The organism is Streptomyces sp. NBC_01261 (assembly GCF_036226385.1).
GTDB lineage: Bacteria > Actinomycetota > Actinomycetes > Streptomycetales > Streptomycetaceae > Streptomyces.
In genome coordinates this window covers 4,758,192-4,784,340 of record NZ_CP108463.1, presented here as the reverse complement: position 1 = coordinate 4,784,340, position 26,149 = coordinate 4,758,192, and the positions used below count along the sequence as shown (strand labels likewise).

Here is a 26,149-nt window from a genome sequence, read left to right as displayed (position 1 = left end):
CGATGCCGGCGGGATTCCGCCTATTACGTACGTTTCGTAGGTTCCGCAGGCGCGGCGGAGGCACCTGATTGGAATCGAGGCCCGGTCATCCGCGAGGATGGGTCCATGACTGCCCAGATTCTCGATGGCAAGGCCACCGCAGCCGCGATCAAGTCCGATCTGACCGCCCGCGTGGCGGCGCTGAAGGAGAAGGGCGTCACGCCCGGCCTCGGCACGATCCTGGTCGGGGACGACCCCGGCAGCCAGAAGTACGTCGCCGGCAAGCACCGGGACTGCGCCCAGGTGGGCATCGCGTCCATCCAGCGCGCACTGCCCGCCACCGCCTCGCAGGAGGAGATCGAGGCGGTCGTGCGTGAGCTGAACGAGGACCCCACCTGCACCGGGTACATCGTCCAACTTCCGCTCCCCAAGGGCATCGACGAGAACCGCATCCTCGAACTCATGGACCCGGACAAGGACGCCGACGGCCTCCACCCGATGAACCTCGGCCGCCTCGTCCTCAACGAGCCCGCCCCGCTGCCCTGCACCCCGAACGGCGTCCTCACCCTGCTGCGCCGCTACGGCGTGGAGATCAAGGGCGCCGAGGTCGTGGTCGTCGGCCGCGGTGTCACCATCGGCCGTCCGATGCCGCTCCTCCTCACCCGGCGCAGCGAGAACGCCACCGTGACCCAGTGCCACACCGGTACGCGCGACCTCTCCTCGCACCTCAAGCGCGCCGACATCATCGTCGCCGCCGCCGGTTCCGCCCACCTGATCCGCCCCGAGGACGTGAAGCCCGGCGCTGCCGTCCTGGACGTGGGCGTCTCCCGCAACGCCGACGGCAAGATCGTCGGCGACGTCCACCCGGGCGTCGCCGAGGTCGCCGGCTTCATCTCCCCGAACCCCGGCGGAGTCGGCCCGATGACCCGCGCCCAGCTGCTCGTCAACGTGGTCGAGGCGGCCGAGCGCAGTGTCGCCTGAAAGCCCTCAAAGCCCTCAAAGCCCTGAGAATCCTGAAGGCCCTGCGAGCAAGGACCCCGGTCCGAGTAAGGGTGTGGACGCCGTGGAGGACACCGAGGTGACGGACTCCGGTACGGGCGCGGACGCCGTAGCCGCCGTAGCTCCCGCGGACGACGACATTGAGGTCATGGACCCGGTCAGCGCGCCCGACGCCGACGGCAAGCCGCGCCGTGCCACCCGCCGCTTCCCCCTCTTCACCCGGGACACCGCCCGCCCCGAGGGCGGCGGCCGGGCCGCCCCGCGTGACGCCCCGGCCCCGGCCCGCCAGTGGCCGATCCTCGCCATCCTCGGCACGGTCGGCCTCGGCCTCCTCCTGACGGCCTTCGACGTCTTCCGCTACGGCATCCTGCTGATCGGCGCAGCGCTGCTGGCCGGCGCCGTCCTGCGCTGGGTCATGCCGGACGTCGGCATGCTCGCCGTACGCTCCCGCTTCACCGACATCGTCACCTACGGCGTGCTCGGCGTCGCGATCGTCCTGCTGGCGCTGATGGCGCAGCCGAAGCCGTGGCTGACGATCCCGTATCTGAAGGACACGCTCCACTACACGGTCAACAGCAACTAGCGGCCGGTAGGAAGTAACTGGCGGGCGGCGACCGGCAGTTCGCGACACACGACGGCGGCGCGTCCTCTCCCCCGAGCAAGGACGCGCCGCCGTCCGCGTTCACCGTGGCGCCCGGTGGGGGTCCCGCTCAATACCTCTCGGCGCGCTGTGGCAGGGAGGTGACCGTTTCGCTACGCGCTCCGCACCGCCCGGCGACGAGGGAACCGTTCCCCTTCCGATGTCGTCATTTCGCTCGGAGCGGGCGCAAGGGGACACCGAGGACACCGGGGAGGTGCGATGGGCGGCTGGCAGCCGCTGCCGGACGAACTCCCGGCGGAGGTACGGCACTTCGTGGAGCAGCTGCGCCTCCTCAAGGACCGCACCGGGCTGAGCCTGGTGGCGCTCGGCGCGCGCACCGCGTACAGCAAGTCCTCCTGGCACCGCTATCTCAACGCCACCCAGCCGCCGCCCCGGCAGGCCGTCGTCGCCCTGTGCCGGGTGGCCGGCGTCGACCCCGAACGCATCGGTGTGCGCTGGGAGTTGGCGGTCCAGGCGTGGCCCCGCCCGGAGCCGGTTCCGGTAAAGGGGGAGGGAGCTGGGCAGGCTGGGGACGAGTACCGGGACGATCCGACCCTGCCGTGGTGGGACACCCCGCCGGAGAAGCCGGAGAGCGGGCACGGGCAACCCGGTGGACGGCTGCTCCGGTATGCGCTGTTGCTGTTGCTTTTCATGCTCCTTACGGCTGTTGTGGGAGTGGCGGCCCTTGTGTCGATGTATTGACAGGTTTGCGGATGTGCAACGACGCGACCAACAACCGCGTTAGCGTGGGCGATTCAGGGCAGAGGGGGGAAGCAATGCCTCGTTGGAGGGCCTTGCCGGATGAACTCGATCCGCAGGTCAGGGAGTTCGCGAGCCAGTTGCGCAGGCTGGTGGACCGCAGCGGCCTGAGCATCGCGGCGGTGGCCGACCGCACGGGCTACAGCAAGACGTCCTGGGACCGCTATCTCAACGGCCGGCTCCTCGCACCGAAGGGCGCGGTCATCGCCCTGGCCGAGGTCACCGGCACCCATCCCGTACATCTGACCACGATGTGGGAGCTCGCCGAGCGTTCCTGGAGCCGCTCGGAGATGCGGCACGACATGACCATGGAGGCGATCCGGGTCTCCCAGGCGCGCGCCGCGCTGGGGGAGTTCGGGGCGCCCCCGGCACCCGCGGCACCCGCGAAGGGCGGCAAGCCGGCCCGTAGGGGTGGCGGCAGGGCCACCGCGACCCCGGGGATCGCGGGCCCGGCGGGAGTGTCCCCGACGGTGCCGCCGCAGCCGGCGGCGCCCGACGGTGACGTAGGGGAAGGTGCTTCGAAAGACGTAAGGGAAGGTCCGTCGAAAGTCGCCAACTCGTGGGGGATTGCCGGGTATTCGAGGCCGAAGCCGGCCGGTGCCGAGACGGCCGCCGTGCGGCCCGAGGTGTCCGAGACGCCGGTCCCGTACGGCGAACCCTCGCGGTCGTCCCGGCCCGCGCCGCCCGAGGGAGTGGGCGGGGCCAAGCGGCGGGCACTGATGTTCGGCGCCGGGGTCCTCGGGGTGCTGGTCGTGATCGGGGCGGTGTTCCTGTTCACCGACAACGGCGGCGGCGCGGACAAGAAGGCCGGCGCCGCGCACACCTCGGCGTCGGCGCCCGCCAGTACGAACGCCGATCTGCCGGCCGGAGTGAAGTGCGTGGGCGCGGGCTGCACCGGCAAGGACGCCGAGGCGATGGGGTGCACCACGGACGCGGGCGCGGTGACCACCGCCAAGACCGCGACCGTCGGGACGACCGTCGTCGAGGTCCGCTACAGCAAGACCTGCGGTGCCGCCTGGGGCCGTATCACCACGGGTGTGGCGGGGGACTCCGTGCAGGTCAGCGCGGGGACCGCCAAGGAGACCGACACCATCACCGCGTCCGGCGACGCCATCGCGTACACCCCGATGGTGGCCGTGAAGGACGCCGGCGAGGCGAAGGCGTGCGTGACGCTGGCGTCGGGGCAGAAGGGGTGCACCACGTAATCCGCGTGTGTGGGGATTCCGTGTACGTGCGGATGCCCGCCCGGGATCAGGGGCAGGCGGAAAGTACCCCCACGGGAATCCGGACCCCCGGTCCCCCCACGGCGGTCGTCCGGTGTTCCTCTCCCGAGCCGGACGGCCGCCTTTTGTATGCCCCGACCCCGGCGCTGTGGGCTGGGCCACACGGACCCGGGAGTCCGGGATCGCGGATGCGCGATAGCCTGACCGGTGGATCTCTTGATGCCAAGAGATCGATCATTTGTACGTCCCGCACCCCGGGGCAGTGCCGCCCCACCGCCAGCTGTCATAACGGAGAACGCCATGACCCGCACTCCCGTGAACGTCACCGTCACCGGCGCGGCCGGCCAGATCGGTTACGCCCTGCTCTTCCGCATCGCCTCCGGCCAGTTGCTCGGCGCGGACGTGCCGGTCAAGCTGCGTCTCCTGGAGATCACCCCGGCGCTCAAGGCCGCCGAGGGCACGGCGATGGAGCTCGACGACTCCGCCTTCCCGCTCCTCCAGGGCATCGACATCACGGACGACCCGAACGTCGCCTTCGCCGGTGCGAACGTGGCCCTCCTCGTCGGCGCCCGCCCCCGCACCAAGGGCATGGAGCGCGGCGACCTGCTCTCCGCGAACGGCGGCATCTTCAAGCCGCAGGGCAAGGCCATCAACGACAACGCGGCGGACGACATCAAGGTCCTCGTCGTCGGCAACCCGGCCAACACGAACGCGCTCATCGCGCAGGCCGCCGCCCCGGACGTACCGGCCGACCGCTTCACCGCGATGACCCGCCTCGACCACAACCGCGCGCTGACCCAGCTCGCGAAGAAGACGGGCACCACGGTCGCCGACATCAAGCGGCTGACCATCTGGGGCAACCACTCCGCCACCCAGTACCCCGACATCTTCCACGCCACGGTCGCCGGCAAGAACGCCGCCGAGACCGTGAACGACGAGAAGTGGCTGGCCGAGGAGTTCATCCCGACCGTCGCCAAGCGCGGTGCCGCGATCATCGAGGCCCGCGGCGCGTCCTCGGCGGCCTCCGCCGCGAATGCCGCGATCGACCACGTCCACACCTGGGTCAACGGCACGGCGGACGGCGACTGGACCTCCATGGGCATCCCGTCGGACGGCTCCTACGGCGTCCCCGAGGGCCTCATCTCCTCCTTCCCGGTCACCACGAAGGACGGCGTCTACGAGATCGTCCAGGGCCTGGACATCAACGAGTTCTCCCGCGCCCGCATCGACGCGTCGGTGAAGGAGCTGGGGGAGGAGCGCGACGCGGTCCGCTCCCTCGGCCTCATCTAGTCGTCTGCGGGGAGTCACCCGCGGGGCCGTTCTCGACGGCTCTGTCACGGACTTGCGCGGGCCCTGTTCCGGTTTCGGCCGGAGCGGGGCCCGTTCCCCGTTTCCGCCGCTAACTTCGGAAGAGGTACGAAGGCGTACGCGGTGGGGTGATTCGGGGGGTTCGTGATGAGTGACTGGGACGGCTACGGCTACGGCAACGGGTCGGGGCGCGGGCCGAGCGAGGAGCGCGGGCAGGCGCCCTGGTCGGTGTGGTCGACGGCGGAGACGCAGACCTCGCTGACCCCGCCGGCGTGGGTGTCGCCGTCGGTTCCGGCTGCGGCTCCAACTCCCGCCCCCGCGCCCGCTTCCGGCCGTCGTGCCTGGCGGCTGGTCCTCGCGGTGGCGCTCGCGGTCGTGTTGGGCGCGGGTGCCGGGGGAGGGGTCTGGTACGTCACGCACGGGCGCGGTACGCACGACCACGTGGACACGGGCGCGAGTGTGAGGCCGAGCGTGAGCGCGAGTGCGAGCGGGTCCGGATCGTCGTACCGCACCGCCCAAGACCCCACCGGCTACACGGTCGACATCCCCAAGGGCTGGACCCGTACCCAACGGCAGGGCGCGCAGGCCCCGGTGGTCACCTACGACTCCCCGGACGGCACCCGGCGCCTCCAGGTCTTCCGCGTCTCGGAGAACTCCCCGGCCGAGTCCCTCGACCTCGCCGAGAACGACCCCGGCTACGGCTTCGTCCGGCAGCCCGGTTACCAGGTCGTCGACCGTGCCACTGGCCCCAGTTGGGCCGAACTCACCTATCGCTACGACGACCAGGACAAGGGTGCCCGCCGGGTGATCGACCACCGCTTCGAGGCGGCGGACGGTTCGCTCTACGCGATCCGGTCCAGTGGCCCCGAGTCCCTCGATCCCGCGCTGGTCCGCGCACCGCTCACCGCGGCGGTGGATTCCTTCTGCCCGGCGGGGACCACCTGCTGACTACTCCATTCCCCGCTTCCCCGGCGCCCAGAACGGCTTCGTGAGCACGGAACGCCGGTCCCAGCCCAACTCCCGTACGAGCACCTGCCGGACGTGCTGCACGGTACGGGCCTCCCCGGCGACGTACGCGATGCCGCCGGGCTCGGGAGCGAGCTGTTGTACCGCGTCCGGGAGGGAAGTCCCGGCCCTCGTAAGCCAGTTGAGGCGCTCGGAGTGGGCCAACGGCAGCCGGTCCGCCGCCGACTCCGTCTCCACGCAACCGGAGATCTGCGCCCCCTCGGGCAGCGCGGCCAGCATCGCGCCGAAGGCGACCGAGGCCGTCTCCTCGCCGACGAAGACGTGATGGGAGGCGTCGGGGCGGAGCGTGAAGGTGCCCTCGGGCTTCCGCAGGCGCACCTGCTCGCCGGTGCCGACGCTCCTCCCCCATCGGGTCCCGGGTCCGTCCTCGGAGTGGTCCAGCACGCACAACTCGACGGCGCCGGACGGGTCGTAGTGCCACACGGAGTACGTGCGCAGGGTCAGGCCGGTGACCAGGACGCGGACCTGCTGGCCGGGGCGGACGTCGAGTCCGGCGAGGGCGTCGCTCTCGATGCGCACGCGGCGCATGCGGGCGGTGATCGGTTCGGCGGTGGTGACGGTGGCTCGGAGGGTGACCAGGTCGAGGACGGGGTTCAGGAGGGCGGACGGCACAGGGGCTCCTCAACTGGGTGGCGCGTGAGGGGAGTTGGCGATCAGGAGTGGCGGACTGGACGCGATAGTACGCGTTCCTCGTCAGACACGATAGTGCGTGTGGTGGTCCTGCGGTCGCGGTAGCCGATGATCACGAGTGCGGTGGTCGCGAGGACGATCAGGGCGACCGCGCGCAGGGCCGGGGCCATGCCGTGACCGAGATCGGGGTGGGCGGCCAGGATCGTGCCGGTGACCGCCACACCCAGGGCCGCTCCGAGTTCGCGGGCCGAGGTGCCGAGTCCGGAGCCGAGGCCCGTCTGGTGCGGCGGGAGCGAGGTGACGACACCGACCGTGAGCGCGGGCATGGAGAGCCCGGTGCCCGCCGAGATCACGAGCAGCCAGCAGGCGTACGTCCAGTACGGGGTGCCTGCGTCGGCGGTGGACGCGCCCAGCAGGCCCAGGCCGATGAGGGCGAGACCGGTGCCGATGACCGGGCGGGGGTGGTGCGACCAGCGGACGGCGAGCTTCGGGACGAGGGCCATGCCGATGGTCAGCGGCACGATCGCGACGCCGGTGACGGCGGCGCCGTAACCCTTGATGCCTTGCAGGTACTGGGAGTTGACGTAGAAGAGGGAGAACAGGCCGAAGAAGCCGGTGGCCGTGCCGAGGGTGGCCGCGCGGAGGGTGGGGGAGGCGAAGACGCGCGGGTCGAGGAGCGGGGTGCGGGAGCGCAGGGCGTGGACGGTGAACGCCGTCAGGAGTACGGCGCCCGCGGCGAAGGCCGTGATGATGCGCGGGGAGGTCCAGCCGTACGCCGGGCCCTCGATGATGCCGAAGAGGACGGCGACCAGGCCGGTGGTCAGGAGGACGGTGCCGGTGGGGTCGAGGTTGCTGTGCGCGGACCGTTCCGTACGGGGTGTGGTGAGGGCGACCGCGAGGGCGAGCAGGGCGGCCAGCGGGACCATCGCCACGAACAGGGCGCGCCAGGACAGGAATTGACCGACCAGGCCGCCGCCGAGGTTCCCGGCGAGTCCGCCGAGGCCGAGCGCTAGGGTCCAACTGCCCATGGCGCGGGCCCGGTTCTCCGGGGCGGACAGGTGCACCAGGATCGACATCGTCGCGGGCGTGATGAGCGCCGCGCCCGCGCCGGACAGGCCGCGGCCCGCGATCAGCGTCCCCGGGTTCTGGGCGAGCGCGCTGGTGGCGGCGCCCGCCGCGAACAGGGCGAGACCGGCGAGCAGCGCGCCCTTGCGGCCGTGCCGGTCGCCGAGCGCGCCGGCCGGGATGAGGAGCCCGGCGAACACGATGACGTAGGCGTCGACCGTCCACAGCAGTTCGCTGTGCGAGGGGTGCAGGGAGGACGAACTCAGCTGCGGGATCAGGAGGTTGATGGCGGCGACCATGCTCTGCGCGACGAGCACGCAGGCGCAGAGGGTGAGGAGGGTGGAGCGCTTGAGGGTGCGCTCGGGGGCGGGCCCGTGGGTGGGCTCGGGGGTGGGCTTTTGGGCGTACGAGGGCACGGCTCCTCCAAGGAGTCCGGTGTGGTGGTGGGTGCCCTGTCACCGTAGGCTCGGCAGTGACCTGCTTTCCAGTGCAACCTTTGCAAGGGGCGAATGCGTGTGACGCAATCCGCGAGTCCCGGCGGTCCTGGTGGCCCGGGGAGCCTGGATCTCAATCTGCTGGTCGCCCTCGACGTGCTGCTGGAGGAGCAGAGCGTGCAGGGCGCCGCGCACCGGCTGCATCTCTCCGAACCGGCGATGAGCCGCACCCTGGGCCGGATCCGCAAGGCGCTCGGTGATCCCGTGCTGGTTCGGGCGGGGCGGCGGATGGTGCCCACCCCGCGCGCGCTGGCCGTACGGGCGGAGGTGAGCGCGGTGGTGGAGCGGGCGCGGGCCCTGTTCGCACCGGGCAGGGACACCGACCTCAGGACCGTCAGCCGTACGCTCACGATCATCGGCCACGACTCGTTCCCCGCGCTCCACGGCGCCCGGTTGCTCGCCCGTGCCGCCGCCGAGGCGCCCGGCATCCGCGTCCGCTTCCTCGCCGAGAGCCATGTGGACACGCCGTACCTTCGGCAGGGCACCGCCGACCTGGAGGTCGGTGTCGTCGACTCGACCGCGCCCGAGGTGCATGTCGAGACGCTGCACGAGGATCGGATGGTCGGTGTCGTCAGGGCCGGACACCCCCTGCTGGAGGGGGAGTTGACGCCCGATCGGTTCGCCGGTGAGGCCGACCACCTGATCGTCTCGCGCCGCGGCAAGCTGCACGGCCCCGTCGACACCCGGCTCGCCGAACTCGGCCTGAAACGCCGGGTGGTGGGCACGGTGGGCACCTTCCCCGCCTCGCTCTTCGTGCTGCGCGACACCGACCTGGTCGGCCTGATCAGCCTCTGGAGCGTGCCCCTCGCCCACACTCTGGGCCTGGTCACCTTCGACGTACCGCTCCAACTCCCCGGCCTGGCGGTCGGCCTGGCCTGGCACCCGCGCCACGACGCCGACCCGGCACACGCCTGGCTGCGCGCCTGCGTACGGGAGTTGCTGGCGGAGGGGATGTCGGCGGGCCCCGGCTAGCCGCTTCTCGAACCAGTCAGCCGCTTCTCGAACCAGTGGTCCGCGTAGACGTGGTCGACGTACGCCGGTATCTCCGCGTACCCACACGCCCGGTACATCGCCTGCGCCTCCGTGAGCGCCGCGTGCGTGTCCAGCCGTACGACAGTGAAGTCGTGCTCCATGGCGGCCAGTTCGAGCTCCGTGAGGACGCGGCGGGCGAGGCCGAGGCGGCGGGCGTCGGGGTGCACCCAGACGTGCCGGATCTCGCCGACGCCCGGCTCCAGGGTGCGCAGCGCCCCGCAGGCCACGGGCCGCCCCTCCTCGTACGCGACGAAGAACGCGCCCGCGTCCCCGGTGACCTCCTCCGGCCGTACGAGATCTGTCTTGTCGAAGCCCTCCGGGAAACGGGCGTCGATGTCGGCGGCGTAGGCGTCGAGGCAGGCGCGGGCGTCCTCGGTGGCGCCGTCGACGAGGGCGACCGTGATGCCGGCGAGGCGGAGGAGGCGTCGGGTGGTTGCCAACGCGGCGGTCAGTTCGGTGCGTTGGGGTGGGGTGAGGGTGGCGAGGAGGCCGGCGGCGAGTGCGTTGGCGCGGCGCTGCTGTTCCTCGACCTCGACGCGGCCGGCGTCGGTCAGCTCGATCAGGCGCAGCCGGGTGTCGTGCGGGGGCGCGGTCAGCCGGACCAGTTCCTGGGCCTCCAGTGACTTCGCCATCCGGCTCAAGTAGCCCGCGTCCAGGGCGAGTCGGCCGCGCAGTTCGCGCAGCGAGACGCCGTCCCCGATCTCGAAGAGCAGCCGGGCCTCGCCGAGGGGGCGATCCTGGCCGAGGTAGTGGTCGTCGAGTGCGCCGATGCGGCGGGTGAAGTAGCGGTTGAAGTGGCGGAAGGCGGCGACATCCTCGTCCTTGGGCGACACCGGGTTCGTGACTGGCTCCATAGTTCTTTGACTCTAGTCAAAGGAGTCAGGGGAGTCCACGGTAGTGATGCGGCTTTTGTCCCCCTGTTAAGTGACTCGGCCCACTTTCGGCCACGGATTGCGCATGCATATGGATGTCCCGGGCAGGCGCTCGCAGTCCCCGAGAGTGACAGTTAGGTGACGCTGGGGCGCTGAACAGGAACGGAAGGCAATACCGATCATGGCCGACAACACGGAACAGCAGGCGGGGAAGACCATTCACGCGGGCGGGGAGTGGCTCGAAGCGGTCTCCGGTGCCACCCGCGAGATCATCGACCCCGCGGACGCGCTGCCGTTCGCCGTGGTCGCGGAGGGCGACGAGAAGGACACGGACATAGCCGTGGCCGCCGCCCGTGCCGCCTTCGACGGCGGTGCGGGGGGCGCTGGTGAGGGGGACTGGCCGCGCACGCCGGTCACCGAGCGCGCCGCCCTGCTGCGCCGCGTCGCCGACCTGCTCGTGCGCGACCGCGAACAGCTCGGGCTGCTGGAGAGCCGGGACGCGGGCAAGACCGTGGAGGAGGGCCGTGTCGACATCGACTGTGTCGCCGACGCCTTCCGCTACTTCGCCGACCTCGTCGCCGGCGAGGCCCCCGGCCGGGTCGTCGACGCGGGCACGCCCGAGGTGCACAGCGTCGTCGTGCACGAGCCCGTCGGCGTCTGCGCGCTGATCACCCCCTGGAACTACCCGCTGCTCCAGGCGAGTTGGAAGATCGCGCCCGCCCTCGCGGCCGGCAACACCTTCGTCGTCAAGCCCAGCGAGATCACCCCGCTGACGACGGTCGCCCTGATCGACCTGCTCGTCGAGGCCGGTCTGCCCGCCGGTGTCGCCAACATCGTCACCGGGCCCGGCCACTCGGTCGGTGCCCGGCTCGCCGAGCACCCCGACGTCGACCTCGTCTCCTTCACCGGCGGCCTCATCAGCGGCACGAAGGTGGCGCAGGCCGCCGCCGTGACCGTCAAGAAGGTCGCCCTCGAACTCGGCGGCAAGAACCCCAACGTCGTCTTCGCCGACGCCTGCGCCACCGAGGAGGGCTTCGACACCGCCGTCGACCAGGCCCTCAACGCGGCCTTCATCCACAGCGGCCAGGTCTGCTCCGCGGGCGCCCGCCTCATCGTCGAGGAGTCCGTCCGCGAGCGCTTCGTCGCCGAACTCGCCCGCCGCGCCGAGAAGATCCGCCTCGGCCGCGGCACCGAGGACGGCGTCGAGTGCGGCCCGCTCGTCTCCGAACAGCAGCGCGCCAAGACCGAGTCGTACGTCGCCGCCGCACTCGCCGAGGGCGCGGTGCTGCGCTCCGGCGGCAAGCGCCCCGAGCCGACCGCGACCCGGCCCGCCACCGGCTACTTCTACGAGCCGACCGTCCTCGACCAGTGCCACCGCGAGATGACCGTCGTACGCGAGGAGGTCTTCGGGCCGGTCCTCACCGTCGAGACCTTCCGCACCGAGGACGAGGCGGTCGCGCTCGCCAACGACACCGAGTACGGCCTCGCGGGCGCCGTCTGGACCGCCGACGCGGGCCGCGCGCGGCGTGTCGCCGGACGGCTGCGGCACGGCACCGTCTGGATCAACGACTTCCACCCCTACCTCCCGCAGGCGGAGTGGGGCGGCTTCGGAAAGAGCGGTGTGGGCCGGGAGTTGGGCCCCGCCGGACTCGCCGAGTACCGCGAGGCCAAGCACGTCTACCAGAACCTGGCGCCGAAGCCGGTGCGCTGGTTCGCGGGCTGAGCCCCGCGGGCGGCTGAGCCCGGTTCGCGGGCCGACCACCCCGGTCGGCCGCGCCGGTTCGCCAGCCGCCCCTCTCACCCGGTCCGCTCCGCGGATCGATCCCGCTCGTCCCCTTCGACCCCCAGCCCCCACTGGAGTGAGTACCCCCATGCCCGACAACGAGTACGACTATGACTACGTCGTCATCGGCGGCGGCACCGCAGGCTCCGTCATCGCCTCCCGCCTCACCGAGAACCCCGACGTCACCGTCGCCGTCATCGAGGGCGGCCCCAGCGACGTCGGCCGCGAGGACGTACTGACCCTGCGCCGCTGGATGGGCCTCCTCGGCGGCGACCTGGACTACGACTACCCGACCACCGAACAGCCGCGCGGCAACTCCCACATCCGGCACAGCCGTGCCCGCGTGCTCGGCGGCTGCTCCTCGCACAACACCCTCATCGCCTTCAAGCCGCTGCCGTCCGACTGGGACGAGTGGGAGGCGGCCGGCGCCAAGGGCTGGGGCGCGATCTCGATGGAGGCGTACTACGCCCGCCTCCTCAACAACATCGTCCCCGTCGACGAGAAGGACCGGAACGCCATCGCCCGCGACTTCGTCGACGCGGCCCAGGAAGCACTCGACGTCCCGCGCGTCGAGGGCTTCAACAAGGCCCCGTTCACGGACGGCGTCGGCTTCTTCGACCTCGCCTACCACCCCGAGAACAACAAGCGGTCCAGCGCGTCCGTCGCGTATCTCCACCCGGTGATGGACGAGCGCCCCAACCTCACCCTTTTCCTTGAGACCTGGGCCCACCGCCTGGAACTGAACGGCACCCGCGCGGAAGGCGTCCACGTCCGCACCGAGGACGGCGAGGAACTCCTCGTCCGCGCCCGCCGCGAGGTCGTCCTGTGCGCCGGCGCCGTCGACTCCCCGCGCCTGCTCCTGCACTCGGGCATCGGCCCCCGCAAGGACCTCGAAGCGCTCGGCATCCCCGTCGCCGTCGACCTCCCGGGCGTCGGCGAGAACCTCCTCGACCACCCCGAGTCCGTGATCGTCTGGGAGACCAACGGGCCGATCCCGGAGAACTCCGCGATGGACTCCGACGCGGGCCTGTTCGTGCGCCGCGACCCCCAACTCCCGCGCCCGGACCTGATGTTCCACTTCTACCAGGTCCCCTTCACCGACAACCCCGAGCGCCTCGGCTACGAACGTCCCGAGTTCGGCGTCTCCATGACCCCGAACATCCCCAAGCCGAAGAGCCGCGGCCGCCTGTACCTGGAGAGCGCCGACCCGGCCGTCAAACCCGCCCTGGACTTCCGCTACTTCACCGACGAGGACGACTACGACGGCCGCACCCTCGTCGACGGCATCCGCATCGCCCGCGAGATCGCGAAGACCGAACCCCTCGCCGGCTGGCTCAAGCGGGAGGTGTGCCCCGGCCCGGAGATCCTCGGCGACGCGGAACTCGGCGAGTACGCCCGCAAGGTCGCCCACACCGTCTACCACCCGGCCGGCACCTGCCGCATGGGCGACGGCGCCGACGAACTGGCCGTCGTCGACCCCGAGTTGAGGGTCCGCGGCCTGGACGGCATCCGCATCGCCGATGCCTCCGTCTTCCCGACCATGCCCGCCGTGAACCCGATGATCGGGGTGCTCATGGTCGGCGAGAGGGCTGTCGACCTGATCGGAGGTGGTGCGTGATGAGTACCGCGACGACGAGCACCTCCAGTACCCCCAGCGTCTCCGGCAACCCCGTGTTCTCGGTGGACGGCCTCTGGAAGGTCTTCGGCCCGAAGGCCGACCAGATCCCCGCCGACCCCGAACTCACCGCCCTCGACGCCGCCGGCCTGCGCACCCGCACCGGCTGCACCGCCGCCGTCCGTGACGTCTCCTTCGACGTCCGCAAGGGCGAGGTCTTCGTGGTGATGGGCCTGTCCGGCTCCGGCAAGTCCACCCTGGTCCGCTGCCTCACCCGCCTCATCGAACCCACCGCCGGCACCATCGCCATCGACGGCGAGGACGTCCGCGCCATGGACAGGTCCCGGCTGCGCGAACTCCGCCGCCACCGCGCCGCGATGGTCTTCCAGCACTTCGGCCTCCTCCCGCACCGCACGGTCCTCGACAACGTCGCCTACGGCCTGGAGATCCAGGGCGTCGGCAAGGCCGAGCGCCGCCGCCGGGCCGCCGAGGTCGTCACCAAGGTCGGCCTGGAGGGTATGGAGCAGCGCCGACCCGGCCAGCTCTCCGGCGGCCAGCGCCAACGCGTGGGCCTGGCAAGGGCGTTGGCGGTCGACCCCCAAGTCCTGCTGTTCGACGAGCCGTTCAGCGCGCTCGACCCGCTGATCCGGCGCGACATGCAGGAGGAGGTCGTCCGGCTGCACCAGGAAGAGGGCCGCACGATGGTCTTCATCACCCACGACCTGAACGAGGCGCTCAAGCTCGGCGACCGCATCGCCCTGATGCGCGACGGCCGCATCGTCCAACTCGGCACCCCCGAGGAGATCGTCGGCTCACCCGCCGACGACTACGTCCGCGAGTTCGTCCGCGACGTACCGCGCGCGGACGTCATGACGGTCCGTACGGCCATGCGGGCCGCGTCCGCGGCGGAGGCCGGCGGGGTGGGCGGCGCGGGCAGCGGTCCCGCCGTCGCGCCCGACGCCACCGTCTCCGAAGCCATCGAGGCGGTCGCGCGCGCCGGCGTCCCGGCGAGGGTCGTCGACCAGGGCCGCTGCGTCGGGATGGTGGACTCGGACGCGCTGCTCGGCGTGGTCGCGGGCACGGGGGACAGCGGTAGCGCAGGGGGCGGTGGCGGTGCAGGTATCGGCACCGCGACCAGTACGGGCGGCGGCAGCACCGGCGACGGCCCCGACACCGGCGTCCGCGAGGAGCTCACCGATACCGGCAAGGAGGCGGTCTGATGGCAACGGTCACCGCACCCGCCCCCCGCCTCGCCCTCCCCGGAGTCCTCCGGCACCGGGCCGCGCACAAGCTCCTGCTGCTCGCGCTCGCCGCCGCGATCCTCGTACCGCTCGCCAACGCGCACTGGGCCAGCGGGAGTTGGCCGCACGCTCTCACCGTCGACCTGTCCGGTCCGCTGGGCCGGGCCAACGACTGGATCATCGACAACCGCGACAGCTCCCCGCTGTTCCTCTACTTCTTCGGCTACATCAGCAACGCCGTCGTCCTCTCCGTACGCGCCGTCTACCTGGTGCTGCTCGCCGCGGGCTGGGCGGGCGTCACCGCGTTCGGCGCCCTCGTCGCCTGGCGGGTGGCGGGCCTACGGCTCGCGATCGGGACCGGCGTCGCCTTTCTCGCCTGCGGACTGCTCGGCATGTGGGTGCCGACCATGCAGACCCTCGCGCTCATGGTGGTCGCGGTGCTCACCTCGGTCGTCGTGGGCGCCCTGCTCGGCCTGGCCGGCGGCCTCTCCGAGCGCACCGACCGCGCACTGCGCCCGGTCCTGGACACCATGCAGGTGCTCCCCGCCTTCGCCTACCTCCTCCCCGTCGTCCTGGTCTTCGGCATCGGCGTCCCCGCCGCCGTCCTCGCCACCGTCGTCTACGCCGCCCCGCCGATGGCCCGCCTCACCGCGCTCGGCCTGCGCAACGCCGACCCGGAAGTCCTGGAAGCCGTCGAGTCCCTGGGCGCCACCGGACGCCAACGTCTGCTGACCGCACGGCTCCCGCTGGCCCGCAAGCAGCTCCTCCTCGGCCTCAACCAGACGATCATGATGGCCCTCTCCATGGCCGTCATCGCCTCCGTCATCGGCGCCGGAGGCCTCGGCGACCGCGTCTACCAGGCCCTCGCCTCCGTTGACGTCGGCGCCGCCCTGGCCGCAGGCATCCCGATCGTGCTCCTGGCCGTCGTACTGGACCGGGTTACGGCCGCAGCGGGCGAACAGACCGACGAGTCCACGGGCGAGCCGGGGTCGGGTCTCCGCCCGTGGCTGTACGCCCTCGGCGCCACGGTGGTCGTAGCGGTGGTGGCCCGGCTCGCCGGCGCCCTGGACTGGCCCTCCGGCTGGACCCTGAACATCGCCGAACCCGTGAACCGCGTCGTCGACTGGATGACCGCCCACCTCTACTCCGGCGTCCCCTACCTCGGCGGCACCGCCGACTGGGCCGGCCACTTCACCACCTGGGTCCTGGATCCCGTACGCGACGGTCTGCAGTGGCTGCCCTGGTGGTCGGTGCTGCTGATCGTCGCCGCCCTCGCCTGGGTGATCGGCACCTGGCGCACCGCGCTCACCGCCGTCCTCGCCATGGCCGCGATCGGCGTGCTCGGGGTGTGGAAGCCGTCGCTCGACACCCTGTCGCAGGTGCTGGCCGCCGTGGCCGTCACCCTCGTCCTCGGCTTCGCGACCGGCATCGCCGCCGCCCGCAGCGACCGCTTCGAACGCGCCCTGCGCCCCGTCCTCGACGTCTGCCAGACGATGCCGCAGTTCGTATACCTGATCCCGGTCGTCGCCCTCTTCGGCGTCGGCCGCGCCCCGGCCGTCGCGGCGGCGGTCGTCTACGCCCTCCCCGCCGTCGTCCGCATCACCACCCAGGGCCTGCGCCAGGTCGACCCGGCCGCCCTGGAATCGGCCCGCTCGCTCGGCGCGACCAGTGCCCAGCAACTAAGGCAGATCCAACTCCCGCTCGCCCGCCCGGCGTTGCTCCTCGCCGTCAACCAGGGCGTGGTCCTCGTCCTCGCCGTCGTCATCATCGGCGGCCTGGTCGGCGGTGGCGCGCTCGGCTACGACGCCGTGTTCGGCCTGGCGCAGGGCGACCTGGCGACCGGACTCGTCGCCGGCGCCGCGATCGTCTGCCTCGGCCTGATGCTCGACCGGGTGACCCAGCCGACGGAACGCCGCACCAAGAAGGGAGCGTGACATGCGAGTTCGTACGGCTTACTCAGTGGCCGCGGTGACGTCCCTCGCCCTGCTCTCGGGCTGTGGCGCCGCCGACATGACCAAGCAGGCCTCGCCCTTCGCCAACGCGCAGGGCTCCAAGACCGTGACCCTCTCCGTCCAGTCCTGGGTGGGCGCACAGGCCAACGTGGCTGTCGCGCAGTACCTGTTGGAGCACAAACTCGGCTACCGCGTCGACACCGTCCAGGTCGACGAGGTCCCCGCCTGGGACGCGCTCAGCCAGGGCCGGGTCGACGCGATCCTGGAGGACTGGGGCCATCCCGACCAGGAGAAGCGCTACGTCGACGACAAGAAGACGATCACGCGCGCGGGCGGCCTCGGGGTCACCGGGCACATCGGCTGGTACGTCCCGACCTACCTGGTCAAGCAGCACCCCGACATCACGAACTGGAAGAACCTCGACAAGTACTCCTCGCTGTTCCGCACCGCCGAGAGCGGCAGCAAGGGTCAGTTGATGGACGGCTCGCCCTCCTACGTCACCAACGACAAGGCCCTGGTGACGAACCTGAAGCTCAACTACCAAGTGGTGTTCGCCGGTTCGGAGGCCGCGCAGATCACCCAGATGAAGCAGTTCGCCAAGGAGAAGAAGCCCTTCCTCACCTACTGGTACGCCCCCCAGTGGCTCTTCGAGAAGGTCCCCATGACGGAGGTCGAACTCCCCGCCTACAAGGAGGGTTGTGACGCCGACGCCGCCAAGGTCGCCTGCGCCTACCCCCACACCCCGCTGGAGAAGTACCTCAACACGGACTTCGCCAAGAAGGGTGGCAAGGCGGCGGCCTTCCTGAAGAAGTTCAAGTGGACGACCGAGGACCAGAACGAGGTCTCCCTCATGATCGCCGACCAGAAACTCTCCCCGGCCGACGCCGCGAAGAAGTGGGTGGACAACCACCCCTCCACCTGGAAGGCCTGGCTGTCCTGACCCCGCTCACCCCTTCAGCTCTACGGCCCTCTCCTTGAGCGCGAGTGCCGCCCAGCGCTGGAGCCCCGGTCCGAACGTGATGCGTGTGGCCCCGAGTTCACCCAGTTCGGTGGGCGAGGGGCCCTCGCCGTCCAGCCGCGCGAGCACGTTCACCGGCCCCTGGATACCGGACCGCAGCAACGGCAGCACCTCGGCCGGAGCCATGATCGGATAGACACAGTCGGCACCCGCCGCGACGTACAACGCGGCCCGCTCGATGGCCCGTTCGGGGTTCCCGTCACCGTGCAGGAAGGTGTCGACCCGCGCGTTGACGAACAACCGCTCCGCCGCCACCGCCCGCACCTCGGCCAGCCAATCAGCGTGCCGACGCGGATCCTTGAGCACCCCACCCTCGGAGTCCTCAAGGTTGCAGCCCACGACCCCCGCCTCCAACAGCCGCTCCACCAACTCCTTCGGCGCGAGCCCGTACCCGCCCTCGACATCCGCCGACACCGGCACGTCCACGGCCCGCACGATCCGCGCGACCGCCGCGAACATCTCGTCCGCCGGCACCGCCCCGTCCTCGTACCCGAGCGAGGCGGCGACCCCGGCACTGGGCGTGGCGAGCGCCGGGAACCCGGCCTCCACGAACGTCCGCGCACTGACCGCGTCCCAGGGCCCGGGCAGCACCAGCGCGTCACCGGGCAGCCGTCGCCGATGCAGACTCCGGAACAGCTCCACCTCGCTCACGGCCGACACCCCCGCACCTCGTGGCCCAACACCCGTGCGGGCGACGTCACTTGAACTGTCCCGCCTTGTAGTGTCCCGGCACCATCCGCGTGCTCACCCCGAACCGGTTCCACGCGTTGATCACCGTGATCGCGGCGATCAGCTGCGCCAGCTCGGCCTCCTCGAACTGCTCGGCCGCCCGCGCGTACACCTCGTCCGGCACAAAGCCGTCCGTGATCACGGTGACCGCCTCGGTCAGCTCGATCGCCGCCAGCTCCTTCTCGGTGTAGAAGTGCCGCGACTCCTCCCACGCGGCGAGCTGGATGATCCGCTCCACGCTCTCGCCAGCCGCGAGCGCGTCCTTGGTGTGCATGTCGAGGCAGTACGCGCAGTGGTTGAGCTGCGAGGTGCGGATCTTCACCAGTTCCAGCAGTTTCGGGTCGAGGCCCCGCCGGGCGGCGATGTCGAGACGGACCATCGCCTTGTAGACCTCGGGTGCGTGCTGGGCCCAGTCCAGGCGGGGGCTGTGCTCATGGGCGTAAGGAGTTTCCTGTGTCGTGGTCATGTCTCGACTCTAGAAGTCAGGCAGCCCAGGAGTATGGTCCATTTCCATGGCGAAATCCTGGGCCACTTTTGGCGTCGACCTGCATCTCGATCCGACCGCCACCAGCACCGGCACCGGCGTCCGCCGCGGCCTCACGGACGCGCTGCGCGACGCCGTCCGCACCGGCCGCCTCGCCCCCGGCACCCGGCTGCCCTCCTCCCGCTCCCTCGCCGCCGACCTGGGCATCGCCCGCAACACGGTCGCCGACGCCTACGCCGACCTCGTCGCCGAGGGCTGGCTCACCGCCCGCCAGGGCTCCGGCACCCGCGTCGGCATGGGGGCACCTCCCACGCCCTTAAGGCAGTGGGGGAGCGCCGTCGTCCCGCCCACGGACACCACCCCACCCCGCCGCCTCCTCACCCGCCCCACCTACGACCTCGTCCCCGGCACTCCCGACCTCGCCGCCTTCCCCCGCACCGAGTGGCTCAAGGCCGCCCGCCGCGCCCTCACCAACGCCCCGTACCAGGCCCTCGGCTACGGCGACCCGCGCGGTCGCGTCGAACTCCGCACCGCCCTCGCCGCCTACCTCGCCCGTGCCCGCGGCGTACGCGCCGACCCCGAGCGCATCCTGATCAGCGCGGGCATCTCCAGCGGCCTGCGCCTCCTCGGCGCCGTCCTGCGGGCCCGCGGCGCCCACACGATCGCGGTGGAGTCCTACGGCCTCGCCGTCCACTGGCAGATCCTGGACGAGGCCGGCCTGCGCACCCGCCCGCTCCCCTTCGATGAACTGGGCGCGAACCCGGGCCAGTTGACGGACGAACCGGCAGTCCTCCTCACCCCCGCCCACCAGTTCCCCATGGGCGTCCCCCTCCACCACGACCGCCGCTCCGCCGTCGTCGACTGGGCCCGACGCACCGGCGGCCTGGTCCTGGAGGACGACTACGACGGCGAGTTCCGCTACGACCGCCAGCCCATCGGCGCCCTCCAGGGCCTCGACCCGAACCACGTGGTCTACCTCGGCACCGCCAGCAAGTCCCTCGCCCCCGGCCTCCGCCTCGCCTGGATGGTCCTGCCCCCCTCGCTCATGGAGGAGGTCGCGAAGGCCAAGGGCGGCACCGACACCTGCGGCGTCCTGGACCAGCTGACCCTCGCCGAGTTCATCACCTCCGGCGCCTACGACCGCCACGTCCGCGCCGCCCGCCTGCGCTACCGCCGCCGCCGCGACACCCTGGTCGCCGCCCTCGCCCAGCGCGCCCCCGACGTCCACGTCACCGGCATCGCGGCCGGCTTCCACGCCGTCCTCAGCCTCCCACCCGGCAGCGAACAATCCGTCGTCCAAGCCGCCGCCTGGCAGGGCCTCGCCCTCCACGCCCTGTCCTTCTACCGCCACGAACAGGCCCTCGTGGATCCCCTGGACGCGCTGGTGGTGGGTTACGGCACGCCGCCGGATCATGCGTGGGCGGGGGCGGTGGAGGCGCTGTGCAGGGTGCTGCCGTGACCTAGTACTACAGCCGGATGCAGGTCAGGGCCGTTCTGGGAAGCCGGTCGGGCTGATGGAGTGTCAGTTTGTGGGGGTCTCGCACGGCGCTCACCTGGCAGGATGTCGGCGTGCCGCCTGTCGCCGCGCGTATCTTCGGTGACGGCCGTGGCGAAGTCCGGCTGTAGTACTAGGGCCTGTCCGGCGGATCCTGTCGCAGACGCGGGGTGTGGCACGCCCTCCCCACTGCCCTAAAGGCGTGGGGGACCCCCAGCGGCGTTGTCGTCGGTCGCCGACGTCCCCCGGCCTTCGGCCGGGAGGTGCCCCCACCGCGTCGACTCCCTCCTCCGCCTTGCAACTGCACGCACCAGGCCCCGCGCACCGGCGCCGATCAGGCACCGTAGTTTTCCTGCGACCTGATCCGCCGGACAGGCCCGAGGCCGCCGTTTCCGTGTGGCCAGGCCTACGCCGTTTCCACGGGAGCTTCGTCGGCTGCTTCCGCCGGCGCCTCACCAAAGCGCGCCAATGCCAACGCCCCCGCCACAGCCACCAGGAACCCCAGCACCGCCAGCCACTCCAACCCGTCCCGCGTACGGTCCCCGAGCCACACCACCCCCACCGCCGCCGGCCCGAGTGTCTCCCCGATCACCAACCCCGCCGTCGCCGTCGTCACAGACCCCCGCTGCAACGCCGTCGTCAGCAACAAGAACGCCGCACCCCCACCGACCAGCAGCGCGTACGTCGCCGGATTGCCGACCAGCGTCGCGGGGGAGAGCGAGTCGATCAACCGCACCGCCACCTCGACCACCCCGAACCCGAACCCCGCCCCCAGCCCCAGCGTCAACGCCCGCCCCCGCTCCGGCAGTCGCCCCCCGACCAGCCCGAGCAACAGCACCGCCACCGACGTCGCCAACATCGCCCACTTCAACGCCATGGACCCGTCCCGGTGCCCCTCCGCCCCGGACGCCAGCCCCAGCATGGCCAGCCCCGCGCACACCACGCCGACCGCCGCCCACTCCACCCCGCTGAGCCGAACTCCCAGCAGCCGCGCGGCCACCACCGCCGTCACCGCGAGGCTCGACGCTAGCGCCGCCCCGACCGCGTAGATGGGAAGCGACCGCAGCGCCACGATCTGGAACACGAACCCCAGACAGTCCAGCCCCAGACCCGCCAGATACCGCCACTGCCGCAGCGCCCGCAGCAGCAGCGCCGCGTCTCCACCCCCACCGGTCGTGGCCGCCCGCGCGGCGACCGCCTGCAACACCGTCGCCGTACCGAAGCAGACCGCCGCGCCGAGCGCGCACACCATTCCAAAGAGCACAAAGTGACTGTAGGGGAGGGGAGATCGCCACGGGCCTCCCGTGTGGGCCCTCTCACCGATCTCTGGAGATTCCCCGGACCGGCAACGGCCCTAGACCCCCAGCACCGCGCGGAGTTGGGCCAGTCCCCAGTCCAGGTCCTCCCGGCTGATCATCAGCGGCGGCGCGATCCGGATCGTCGACCCGCGGGTGTCCTTCACCAGGACGCCCCGGGCCATCAACCTCTCCGAGACCTCCCGGCCCGTCCCGACCGCCGGCGCGATGTCGACCCCTGCCCACAGACCCCGCCCGTGCACCGCCGTCACTCGCCCGGTGCCGGTCAACTCCCGCAATTCCCCGAGCAGATGCTCCCCCAGCTCCGCCGCCCGCGCCTGGTACTCGCCCGACCGCAGCATCGCGATCACCTCCAGCGCCACCGCACACGCCAGCGGATTCCCGCCGAACGTCGACCCGTGCTCCCCGGGCCGGAACACACCCAGCACCTCCGCACTCGACACCACCGCCGACACCGGCACCACCCCACCGCCCAGCGCCTTCCCGAGCACGTACATGTCGGGCACCACCCCCTCGTGCTCGCACGCGAACGTCCGCCCCGTCCGCCCGAGCCCCGACTGGATCTCATCCGCGACGAGGAGCACGTTCCGCTCCCGCGTCAACTCCCGTACCCCCGCCAGATATCCGGCCGGCGGCACCAGCACCCCCGCCTCCCCCTGGATCGGCTCCAGCAACACGGCCACCGTGTTCTCGCTGACCGCCGCCCGCATCGCGGTGAGATCCCCGTACGGCACGATCCCGAAGCCCGGCGTGTACGGCCCGAAGTCCGCCCGCGCCTCCGGGTCGGTCGAGAAGCTGACGACCGTCGTCGTACGCCCGTGGAAGTTGTTGCCCGCCACCACGATCTTCGCCCTCCCTTCGGGCACGCCCTTGACCCGGTACCCCCACTTCCGGGCCGTCTTCACCGCGGTCTCCACCGCCTCTGCACCCGTGTTCATCGGCAGCACCAGCTCCATGCCGCACAGCTCCGCCAACTGCTCGCAGAACGCGCCGAACCGGTCGTGGTGGAACGCCCGCGACGTCAACGTCACCCGCTCCAACTGCGCCTTCGCCGCCGCGATCAGCCGCGGGTTGCCGTGCCCGAAGTTCAGCGCCGAGTACCCGGCGAGCCAGTCCAGATACCGCCGTCCCCGCACGTCCGTCATCCACGCCCCGTCGGCGGTGGCGACGACCACCGGCAGCGGGTGGTAGTTGTGCGCGGTGTGCGCCTCGGCGGCGGCGATGAGGGCTTCCGTACTGGCTTCCGTACTGGTCACGGCGTCTCCCGGGGGTGAAGGTGCCCCTTTCCTATCCTCGCCCGCATGGTGGACGCGGGAGCCGCACCGTCCGGCACGCCCGGTAGGCTGACCGGCGGGCCGTGACTGGCGCGCTGGGATGGGACCGACCATCGGGGAGCGGCCCGAGCTGGAATGTGTGCCGTGCGCCTGGGCCGTACCGAGAACGCCGAACGCCACGTCCGGAGGTCCCCATGCCCGACAATTCCGCGCCCCCTTCCAACGAGTCCACCGCCTTCCGTGCCGCCCTCGATGTGATCCGCGCCGTCGAGCCGCGCGTCGCCGACGCCATCGGCCAGGAAGTCGCCGACCAGCGCGAGATGCTCAAGCTGATCGCCTCCGAGAACTACGCCTCCCCGGCCACCCTCTTGGCCATGGGCAACTGGTTCAGCGACAAGTACGCCGAGGGCACCATCGGCCGCCGCTTCTACGCCGGCTGCCGCAACGTCGACACCGTCGAGTCCCTTGCCGCCGAGCACGCCCGCGAACTCTTCGGCGCCCGCCACGCCTACGTCCAGCCGCACTCCGGCATCGACGCCAACCTCGTCGCCTTCTGGTCGATCCTCGCCGACCGCGTCGAGGTCCCGGCCCTCGCGAAGGCGGGCGTCCGCCAGGTCAACGACCTCTCCGACGCCGACTGGGCCGAACTCCGCCAGGCCTTCGGCAACCAGCGCATGCTCGGCATGTCCCTGGACGCCGGCGGCCACCTCACCCACGGCTTCCGCCCCAACATCTCCGGCAAGATGTTCGACCAGCGCTCCTACGGCACCGACCCCGTCACCGGCCTCATCGACTACGAGGCCCTGCGTGCCTCCGCCCGTGAGTTCAAGCCGCTGATCATCGTCGGCGGCTACTCCGCCTACCCGCGCCTGGTGAACTTCCGCATCATGCGCGAGATCGCCGACGAGGTCGGGGCGACCCTGATGGTGGACATGGCGCACTTCGCCGGCCTGGTCGCGGGCAAGGTGCTGACCGGCGACTTCGACCCGGTCCCGCACGCCCAGATCGTCACCACCACCACCCACAAGTCGCTGCGCGGCCCGCGCGGCGGCATGGTCCTGTGCGACGACTCCCTCAAGGACCAGGTCGACCGCGGCTGCCCGATGGTCCTCGGCGGCCCGCTCCCGCACGTCATGGCCGCCAAGGCCGTCGCCCTCGCCGAGGCCCGGCAGCCCTCCTTCCAGGACTACGCCCGGCGCATCGTCGACAACTCCCGTGCGCTGGCGGACGGGTTGATGCGCCGGGGCGCCGCCCTCGTCACCGGCGGCACCGACAACCACCTCAACCTGATCGACGTCGCCTCCTCCTACGGACTCACCGGCCGTCAGGCCGAGGCCGCCCTCCTCGACTCGGGCATCGTCACCAACCGCAACGCCATCCCCGCCGACCCCAACGGCGCCTGGTACACCTCCGGCATCCGCATCGGCACCCCCGCCCTGACCACCCGTGGCCTGGGCACCGCCGAGATGGACGAGGTCGCCGGTCTCATCGACCGCGTCCTCACCACCACGGAGCCCGGCACCACCAGCAAGGGCGCGCCGTCCAAGGCCCAGCACATCCTCGACCCGAAGATCGCGGACGAGATCTCCCACCGCGCCACCGACCTCGTCGCCGCCTTCCCGCTGTACCCGGAGATCGACCTCGGCTGACAGCCGACACACGCCCTCTGTTGAGTTGTCAAAGATCGGCGACTCTCACAGATCGATGAGTTCCTGTCGTGGTTCCTCGCGCGGCGGTCCGGCCTCACGCCGGGCCGCCGCGCGGCGTATCAGCAGCGTGCCGCCGATCCCGACAGCCACCCCCGCCGCCGCCCACCAGACAGGTCCGGCCGGCCCCGCCGATTCAGACCCACCCCCAACTGCCCTGCTGCTGTTACCGGTTCCGCCGAGCATCCCCGCCCGCTCCATCTGCGCGAAGACCGCGCGCGGCGCCCGATGCCAGCGGATGTCGTCGTCCCTCACCTCCGGAGCCGGATCCGTCCGCACCCACGGTGTGCCGTCCGCGGCCACGAACAACTGGTCCTCCCGCTCCACCGCCACATCACCCCCCGGAGCCCGACTCGTCCGAGGCCAGCCCCCGACCCCGGTCAGCCCCCACACCACGGTGATCCGCACCGCCGGATACCGGCCCGCCGCCCACTCCTGCGGCACCCGCTCCGTCCCCGCGTACGTCGGCTGCAACAGCGTCCACAGGCGGGCGAACGACGACTCCCCGGAACGCCACGTCTCCGTCCGGCCCGTGTCACCCGCCACGACCAGCGCCAGATCCGGGATGTCCCGGAGCGGGTCCTCAGCCTGGGTCCGCGCCTGGTCCACAGCCCCGGTCCACACCTGATCCGTCCCGACAGCCCGAGCCTGAGCAGACCCGGCCAGAACCATCAACACCGGCCCAGCCACGAGACACAGGCCCCGCAACCTCGCCCGTCCCGTCGCCCGTCCCCTCCCGTGTTCCATCCGTCCCCCTCTCCCTCTCCCTCTCTCCTCGTCCCTTCCGCCCCTCACATGTCCCGCAACTCCTGCCTGGGCCCCGGCTCCCGGCCCTTCCGCCACCGGTCCAACGGCAGCCGCGCGACGAACGGCCGCAGAACGAGAGCCAGCGCCGCTCCTGCTGCCGCACCCGGTATCGCCCACCACCAGTCGGTGCCGTGCGCCTTGTCCGGCAGGGAGACCTGCACCGTGGTCGTCCCCGTCCCCGTCCCCGTGTCGATGTCAGGTGCGACGGTGGCGGGCTCGGGCGACTGCCACGGCGCCGGGAAGATGCCGGGGTACCCGTCACCGGCGGCCTTGCCCAGCACGTCCAACTTCTTGAGGAGGGCGCGTAGTTGGGCGGGGTGGCTCGCTCGGTGCCAATAGCCGTTCAGGTTCGTGTTCTCCGACGCGTCGGCCGCCGTGTGGATCCAGACCGCCTGCGGTCGGGACTCGACGGGAAAGACCCGGTCGACCCGCCAGGGCGATATGTCGTGCGCCAGCCAGGTGACGTTGATCTGCCGGGCGTGGGCCAGATCGGCCTCGGGCGGCTTGTCGCGGGTGCCCTTGCCCTCCGGGCCGAGCAACTGCTGCAGTTCTCCGTACTGTTGGTCCGAGTAGTACAGCGCCCTGGCCCGCCCGCTTGCCGGCGAGGTCACGAGCACGCTCGTCGGTCCACCCGCCGCCGCGTCCGACGCACCCCACACCATCAGGGCCAGCGTCATCGCCAACGCCCCACCCAGGGCGGCC

General features: G+C 71.6%; 23 protein-coding genes and 1 riboswitch. Of the genes, 14 read left to right on the top strand and 9 right to left on the bottom strand.

What is annotated here, in order from left to right:
* Positions 1-105: 105 nt before the first annotated feature.
* The 6 genes from OG226_RS20790 to OG226_RS20765 all read left to right on the top strand — a co-directional run bounded on the left by OG226_RS20790 (position 106) and on the right by OG226_RS20765 (position 5,856).
* The gene (locus OG226_RS20790; protein ID WP_329349689.1) at positions 106-960 is read left to right on the top strand and encodes a bifunctional methylenetetrahydrofolate dehydrogenase/methenyltetrahydrofolate cyclohydrolase; all 855 of its coding nucleotides are present in this window, start codon (positions 106-108) and stop codon (positions 958-960) included.
* A 166-nt stretch (positions 961-1,126) separates the two neighbouring features.
* Complete coding sequence (locus OG226_RS20785) at positions 1,127-1,561, top strand: DUF3017 domain-containing protein (protein ID WP_443044934.1); 435 nt, start codon at positions 1,127-1,129, stop codon at positions 1,559-1,561.
* A 276-nt stretch (positions 1,562-1,837) separates the two neighbouring features.
* The gene (locus tag OG226_RS20780; protein ID WP_328679913.1) at positions 1,838-2,320 is read left to right on the top strand and encodes a helix-turn-helix domain-containing protein; all 483 of its coding nucleotides are present in this window, start codon (positions 1,838-1,840) and stop codon (positions 2,318-2,320) included.
* A 92-nt stretch (positions 2,321-2,412) separates the two neighbouring features.
* Positions 2,413-3,582 (top strand): helix-turn-helix domain-containing protein, encoded by a 1,170-nt coding sequence (locus OG226_RS20775; protein ID WP_328679912.1) that lies wholly within the window; start codon positions 2,413-2,415, stop codon positions 3,580-3,582.
* Between the two features lie 318 nt (positions 3,583-3,900).
* Positions 3,901-4,890 carry a malate dehydrogenase gene (locus tag OG226_RS20770; protein ID WP_328679910.1) on the top strand — a complete coding sequence of 330 codons (990 nt, stop codon included), beginning with the start codon at positions 3,901-3,903 and terminating at the stop codon, positions 4,888-4,890.
* A 165-nt stretch (positions 4,891-5,055) separates the two neighbouring features.
* Positions 5,056-5,856 carry a hypothetical protein gene (locus OG226_RS20765; RefSeq protein ID WP_328679908.1) on the top strand — a complete coding sequence of 267 codons (801 nt, stop codon included), beginning with the start codon at positions 5,056-5,058 and terminating at the stop codon, positions 5,854-5,856.
* Here the strand turns inward: OG226_RS20765 and OG226_RS20760 are convergent, their stop codons facing one another.
* Together OG226_RS20760 and OG226_RS20755 are read right to left on the bottom strand one after the other, a co-directional pair.
* The gene (locus OG226_RS20760) at positions 5,857-6,546 is read right to left on the bottom strand and encodes a siderophore-interacting protein (RefSeq protein ID WP_328679905.1); all 690 of its coding nucleotides are present in this window, start codon (positions 6,544-6,546) and stop codon (positions 5,857-5,859) included.
* A 41-nt stretch (positions 6,547-6,587) separates the two neighbouring features.
* Positions 6,588-8,045: an MFS transporter gene (locus OG226_RS20755; protein WP_443066898.1), complete on the bottom strand. Its 1,458-nt coding sequence runs from the start codon at positions 8,043-8,045 to the stop codon at positions 6,588-6,590.
* A gap of 93 nt (positions 8,046-8,138) precedes the next feature.
* Between OG226_RS20755 and OG226_RS20750 the strand changes: the two genes are divergently transcribed.
* On the top strand, positions 8,139-9,095 hold the full coding sequence (locus OG226_RS20750; protein WP_328679900.1) for a LysR family transcriptional regulator: 957 nt from the start codon (positions 8,139-8,141) through the stop codon (positions 9,093-9,095).
* Here the strand turns inward: OG226_RS20750 and OG226_RS20745 are convergent.
* A complete protein-coding gene (locus OG226_RS20745; RefSeq protein WP_328679898.1) occupies positions 9,092-10,009 on the bottom strand; it encodes a bifunctional helix-turn-helix transcriptional regulator/GNAT family N-acetyltransferase in 918 nt (305 codons plus the stop codon). The genes OG226_RS20750 and OG226_RS20745 overlap by 4 nt on opposite strands.
* A gap of 199 nt (positions 10,010-10,208) precedes the next feature.
* Between OG226_RS20745 and OG226_RS20740 the strand changes: the two genes are divergently transcribed.
* From OG226_RS20740 to OG226_RS20720, 5 genes are all read left to right on the top strand, one after another.
* The gene (locus OG226_RS20740) at positions 10,209-11,750 is read left to right on the top strand and encodes an aldehyde dehydrogenase family protein (protein WP_329349688.1); all 1,542 of its coding nucleotides are present in this window, start codon (positions 10,209-10,211) and stop codon (positions 11,748-11,750) included.
* Positions 11,751-11,898: 148 nt separating this feature from the next.
* Positions 11,899-13,428 (top strand): GMC family oxidoreductase, encoded by a 1,530-nt coding sequence (locus OG226_RS20735; protein ID WP_329349687.1) that lies wholly within the window; start codon positions 11,899-11,901, stop codon positions 13,426-13,428.
* The gene (locus OG226_RS20730; protein ID WP_329349686.1) at positions 13,428-14,645 is read left to right on the top strand and encodes a quaternary amine ABC transporter ATP-binding protein; all 1,218 of its coding nucleotides are present in this window, start codon (positions 13,428-13,430) and stop codon (positions 14,643-14,645) included. The genes OG226_RS20735 and OG226_RS20730 overlap by 1 nt, the downstream gene beginning before the upstream one ends.
* On the top strand, positions 14,645-16,600 hold the full coding sequence (locus tag OG226_RS20725; protein ID WP_329349685.1) for an ABC transporter permease: 1,956 nt from the start codon (positions 14,645-14,647) through the stop codon (positions 16,598-16,600). The genes OG226_RS20730 and OG226_RS20725 overlap by 1 nt, the downstream gene beginning before the upstream one ends.
* Before the next feature lies 1 nt (position 16,601).
* Entirely contained in the window at positions 16,602-17,558 is a 957-nt protein-coding gene (locus OG226_RS20720; RefSeq protein ID WP_328679889.1) for an ABC transporter substrate-binding protein, read from the top strand.
* A 6-nt stretch (positions 17,559-17,564) separates the two neighbouring features.
* On the opposite strand, the gene OG226_RS20715 is transcribed toward OG226_RS20720, so the two are convergent.
* Positions 17,565-18,287 (bottom strand): isocitrate lyase/PEP mutase family protein, encoded by a 723-nt coding sequence (locus OG226_RS20715; protein WP_328679886.1) that lies wholly within the window; start codon positions 18,285-18,287, stop codon positions 17,565-17,567.
* Positions 18,288-18,333: 46 nt separating this feature from the next.
* Complete coding sequence (locus OG226_RS20710; protein ID WP_328679885.1) at positions 18,334-18,831, bottom strand: carboxymuconolactone decarboxylase family protein; 498 nt, start codon at positions 18,829-18,831, stop codon at positions 18,334-18,336.
* A gap of 46 nt (positions 18,832-18,877) precedes the next feature.
* On the opposite strand from OG226_RS20710, the gene pdxR reads away from it, so the two are divergent.
* A complete protein-coding gene (gene pdxR / locus OG226_RS20705; protein ID WP_328679883.1) occupies positions 18,878-20,308 on the top strand; it encodes a MocR-like pyridoxine biosynthesis transcription factor PdxR in 1,431 nt (476 codons plus the stop codon).
* 442 nt (positions 20,309-20,750) lie between these two features.
* Here pdxR and OG226_RS20700 read toward each other — a convergent pair whose 3' ends face one another.
* Together OG226_RS20700 and rocD are read right to left on the bottom strand one after the other, a co-directional pair.
* Positions 20,751-21,596, bottom strand: coding sequence for a hypothetical protein (locus OG226_RS20700; protein WP_328686380.1), 846 nt, complete (start codon positions 21,594-21,596; stop codon positions 20,751-20,753).
* A 102-nt stretch (positions 21,597-21,698) separates the two neighbouring features.
* The gene (rocD, locus tag OG226_RS20695; protein WP_329349684.1) at positions 21,699-22,916 is read right to left on the bottom strand and encodes an ornithine--oxo-acid transaminase; all 1,218 of its coding nucleotides are present in this window, start codon (positions 22,914-22,916) and stop codon (positions 21,699-21,701) included.
* 91 nt (positions 22,917-23,007) lie between these two features.
* Positions 23,008-23,097: riboswitch (ZMP/ZTP riboswitch) on the top strand.
* A gap of 31 nt (positions 23,098-23,128) precedes the next feature.
* Here rocD and OG226_RS20690 point away from each other — a divergent pair.
* Positions 23,129-24,583 (top strand): glycine hydroxymethyltransferase, encoded by a 1,455-nt coding sequence (locus OG226_RS20690; protein WP_329349683.1) that lies wholly within the window; start codon positions 23,129-23,131, stop codon positions 24,581-24,583.
* A gap of 45 nt (positions 24,584-24,628) precedes the next feature.
* Here the strand turns inward: OG226_RS20690 and OG226_RS20685 are convergent, their stop codons facing one another.
* Positions 24,629-25,312: a hypothetical protein gene (locus OG226_RS20685; RefSeq protein ID WP_443067004.1), complete on the bottom strand. Its 684-nt coding sequence runs from the start codon at positions 25,310-25,312 to the stop codon at positions 24,629-24,631.
* 119 nt (positions 25,313-25,431) lie between these two features.
* Positions 25,432-26,124 (bottom strand): hypothetical protein, encoded by a 693-nt coding sequence (locus OG226_RS20680; protein ID WP_329349681.1) that lies wholly within the window; start codon positions 26,122-26,124, stop codon positions 25,432-25,434.
* Positions 26,125-26,149 lie beyond the last annotated feature (25 nt).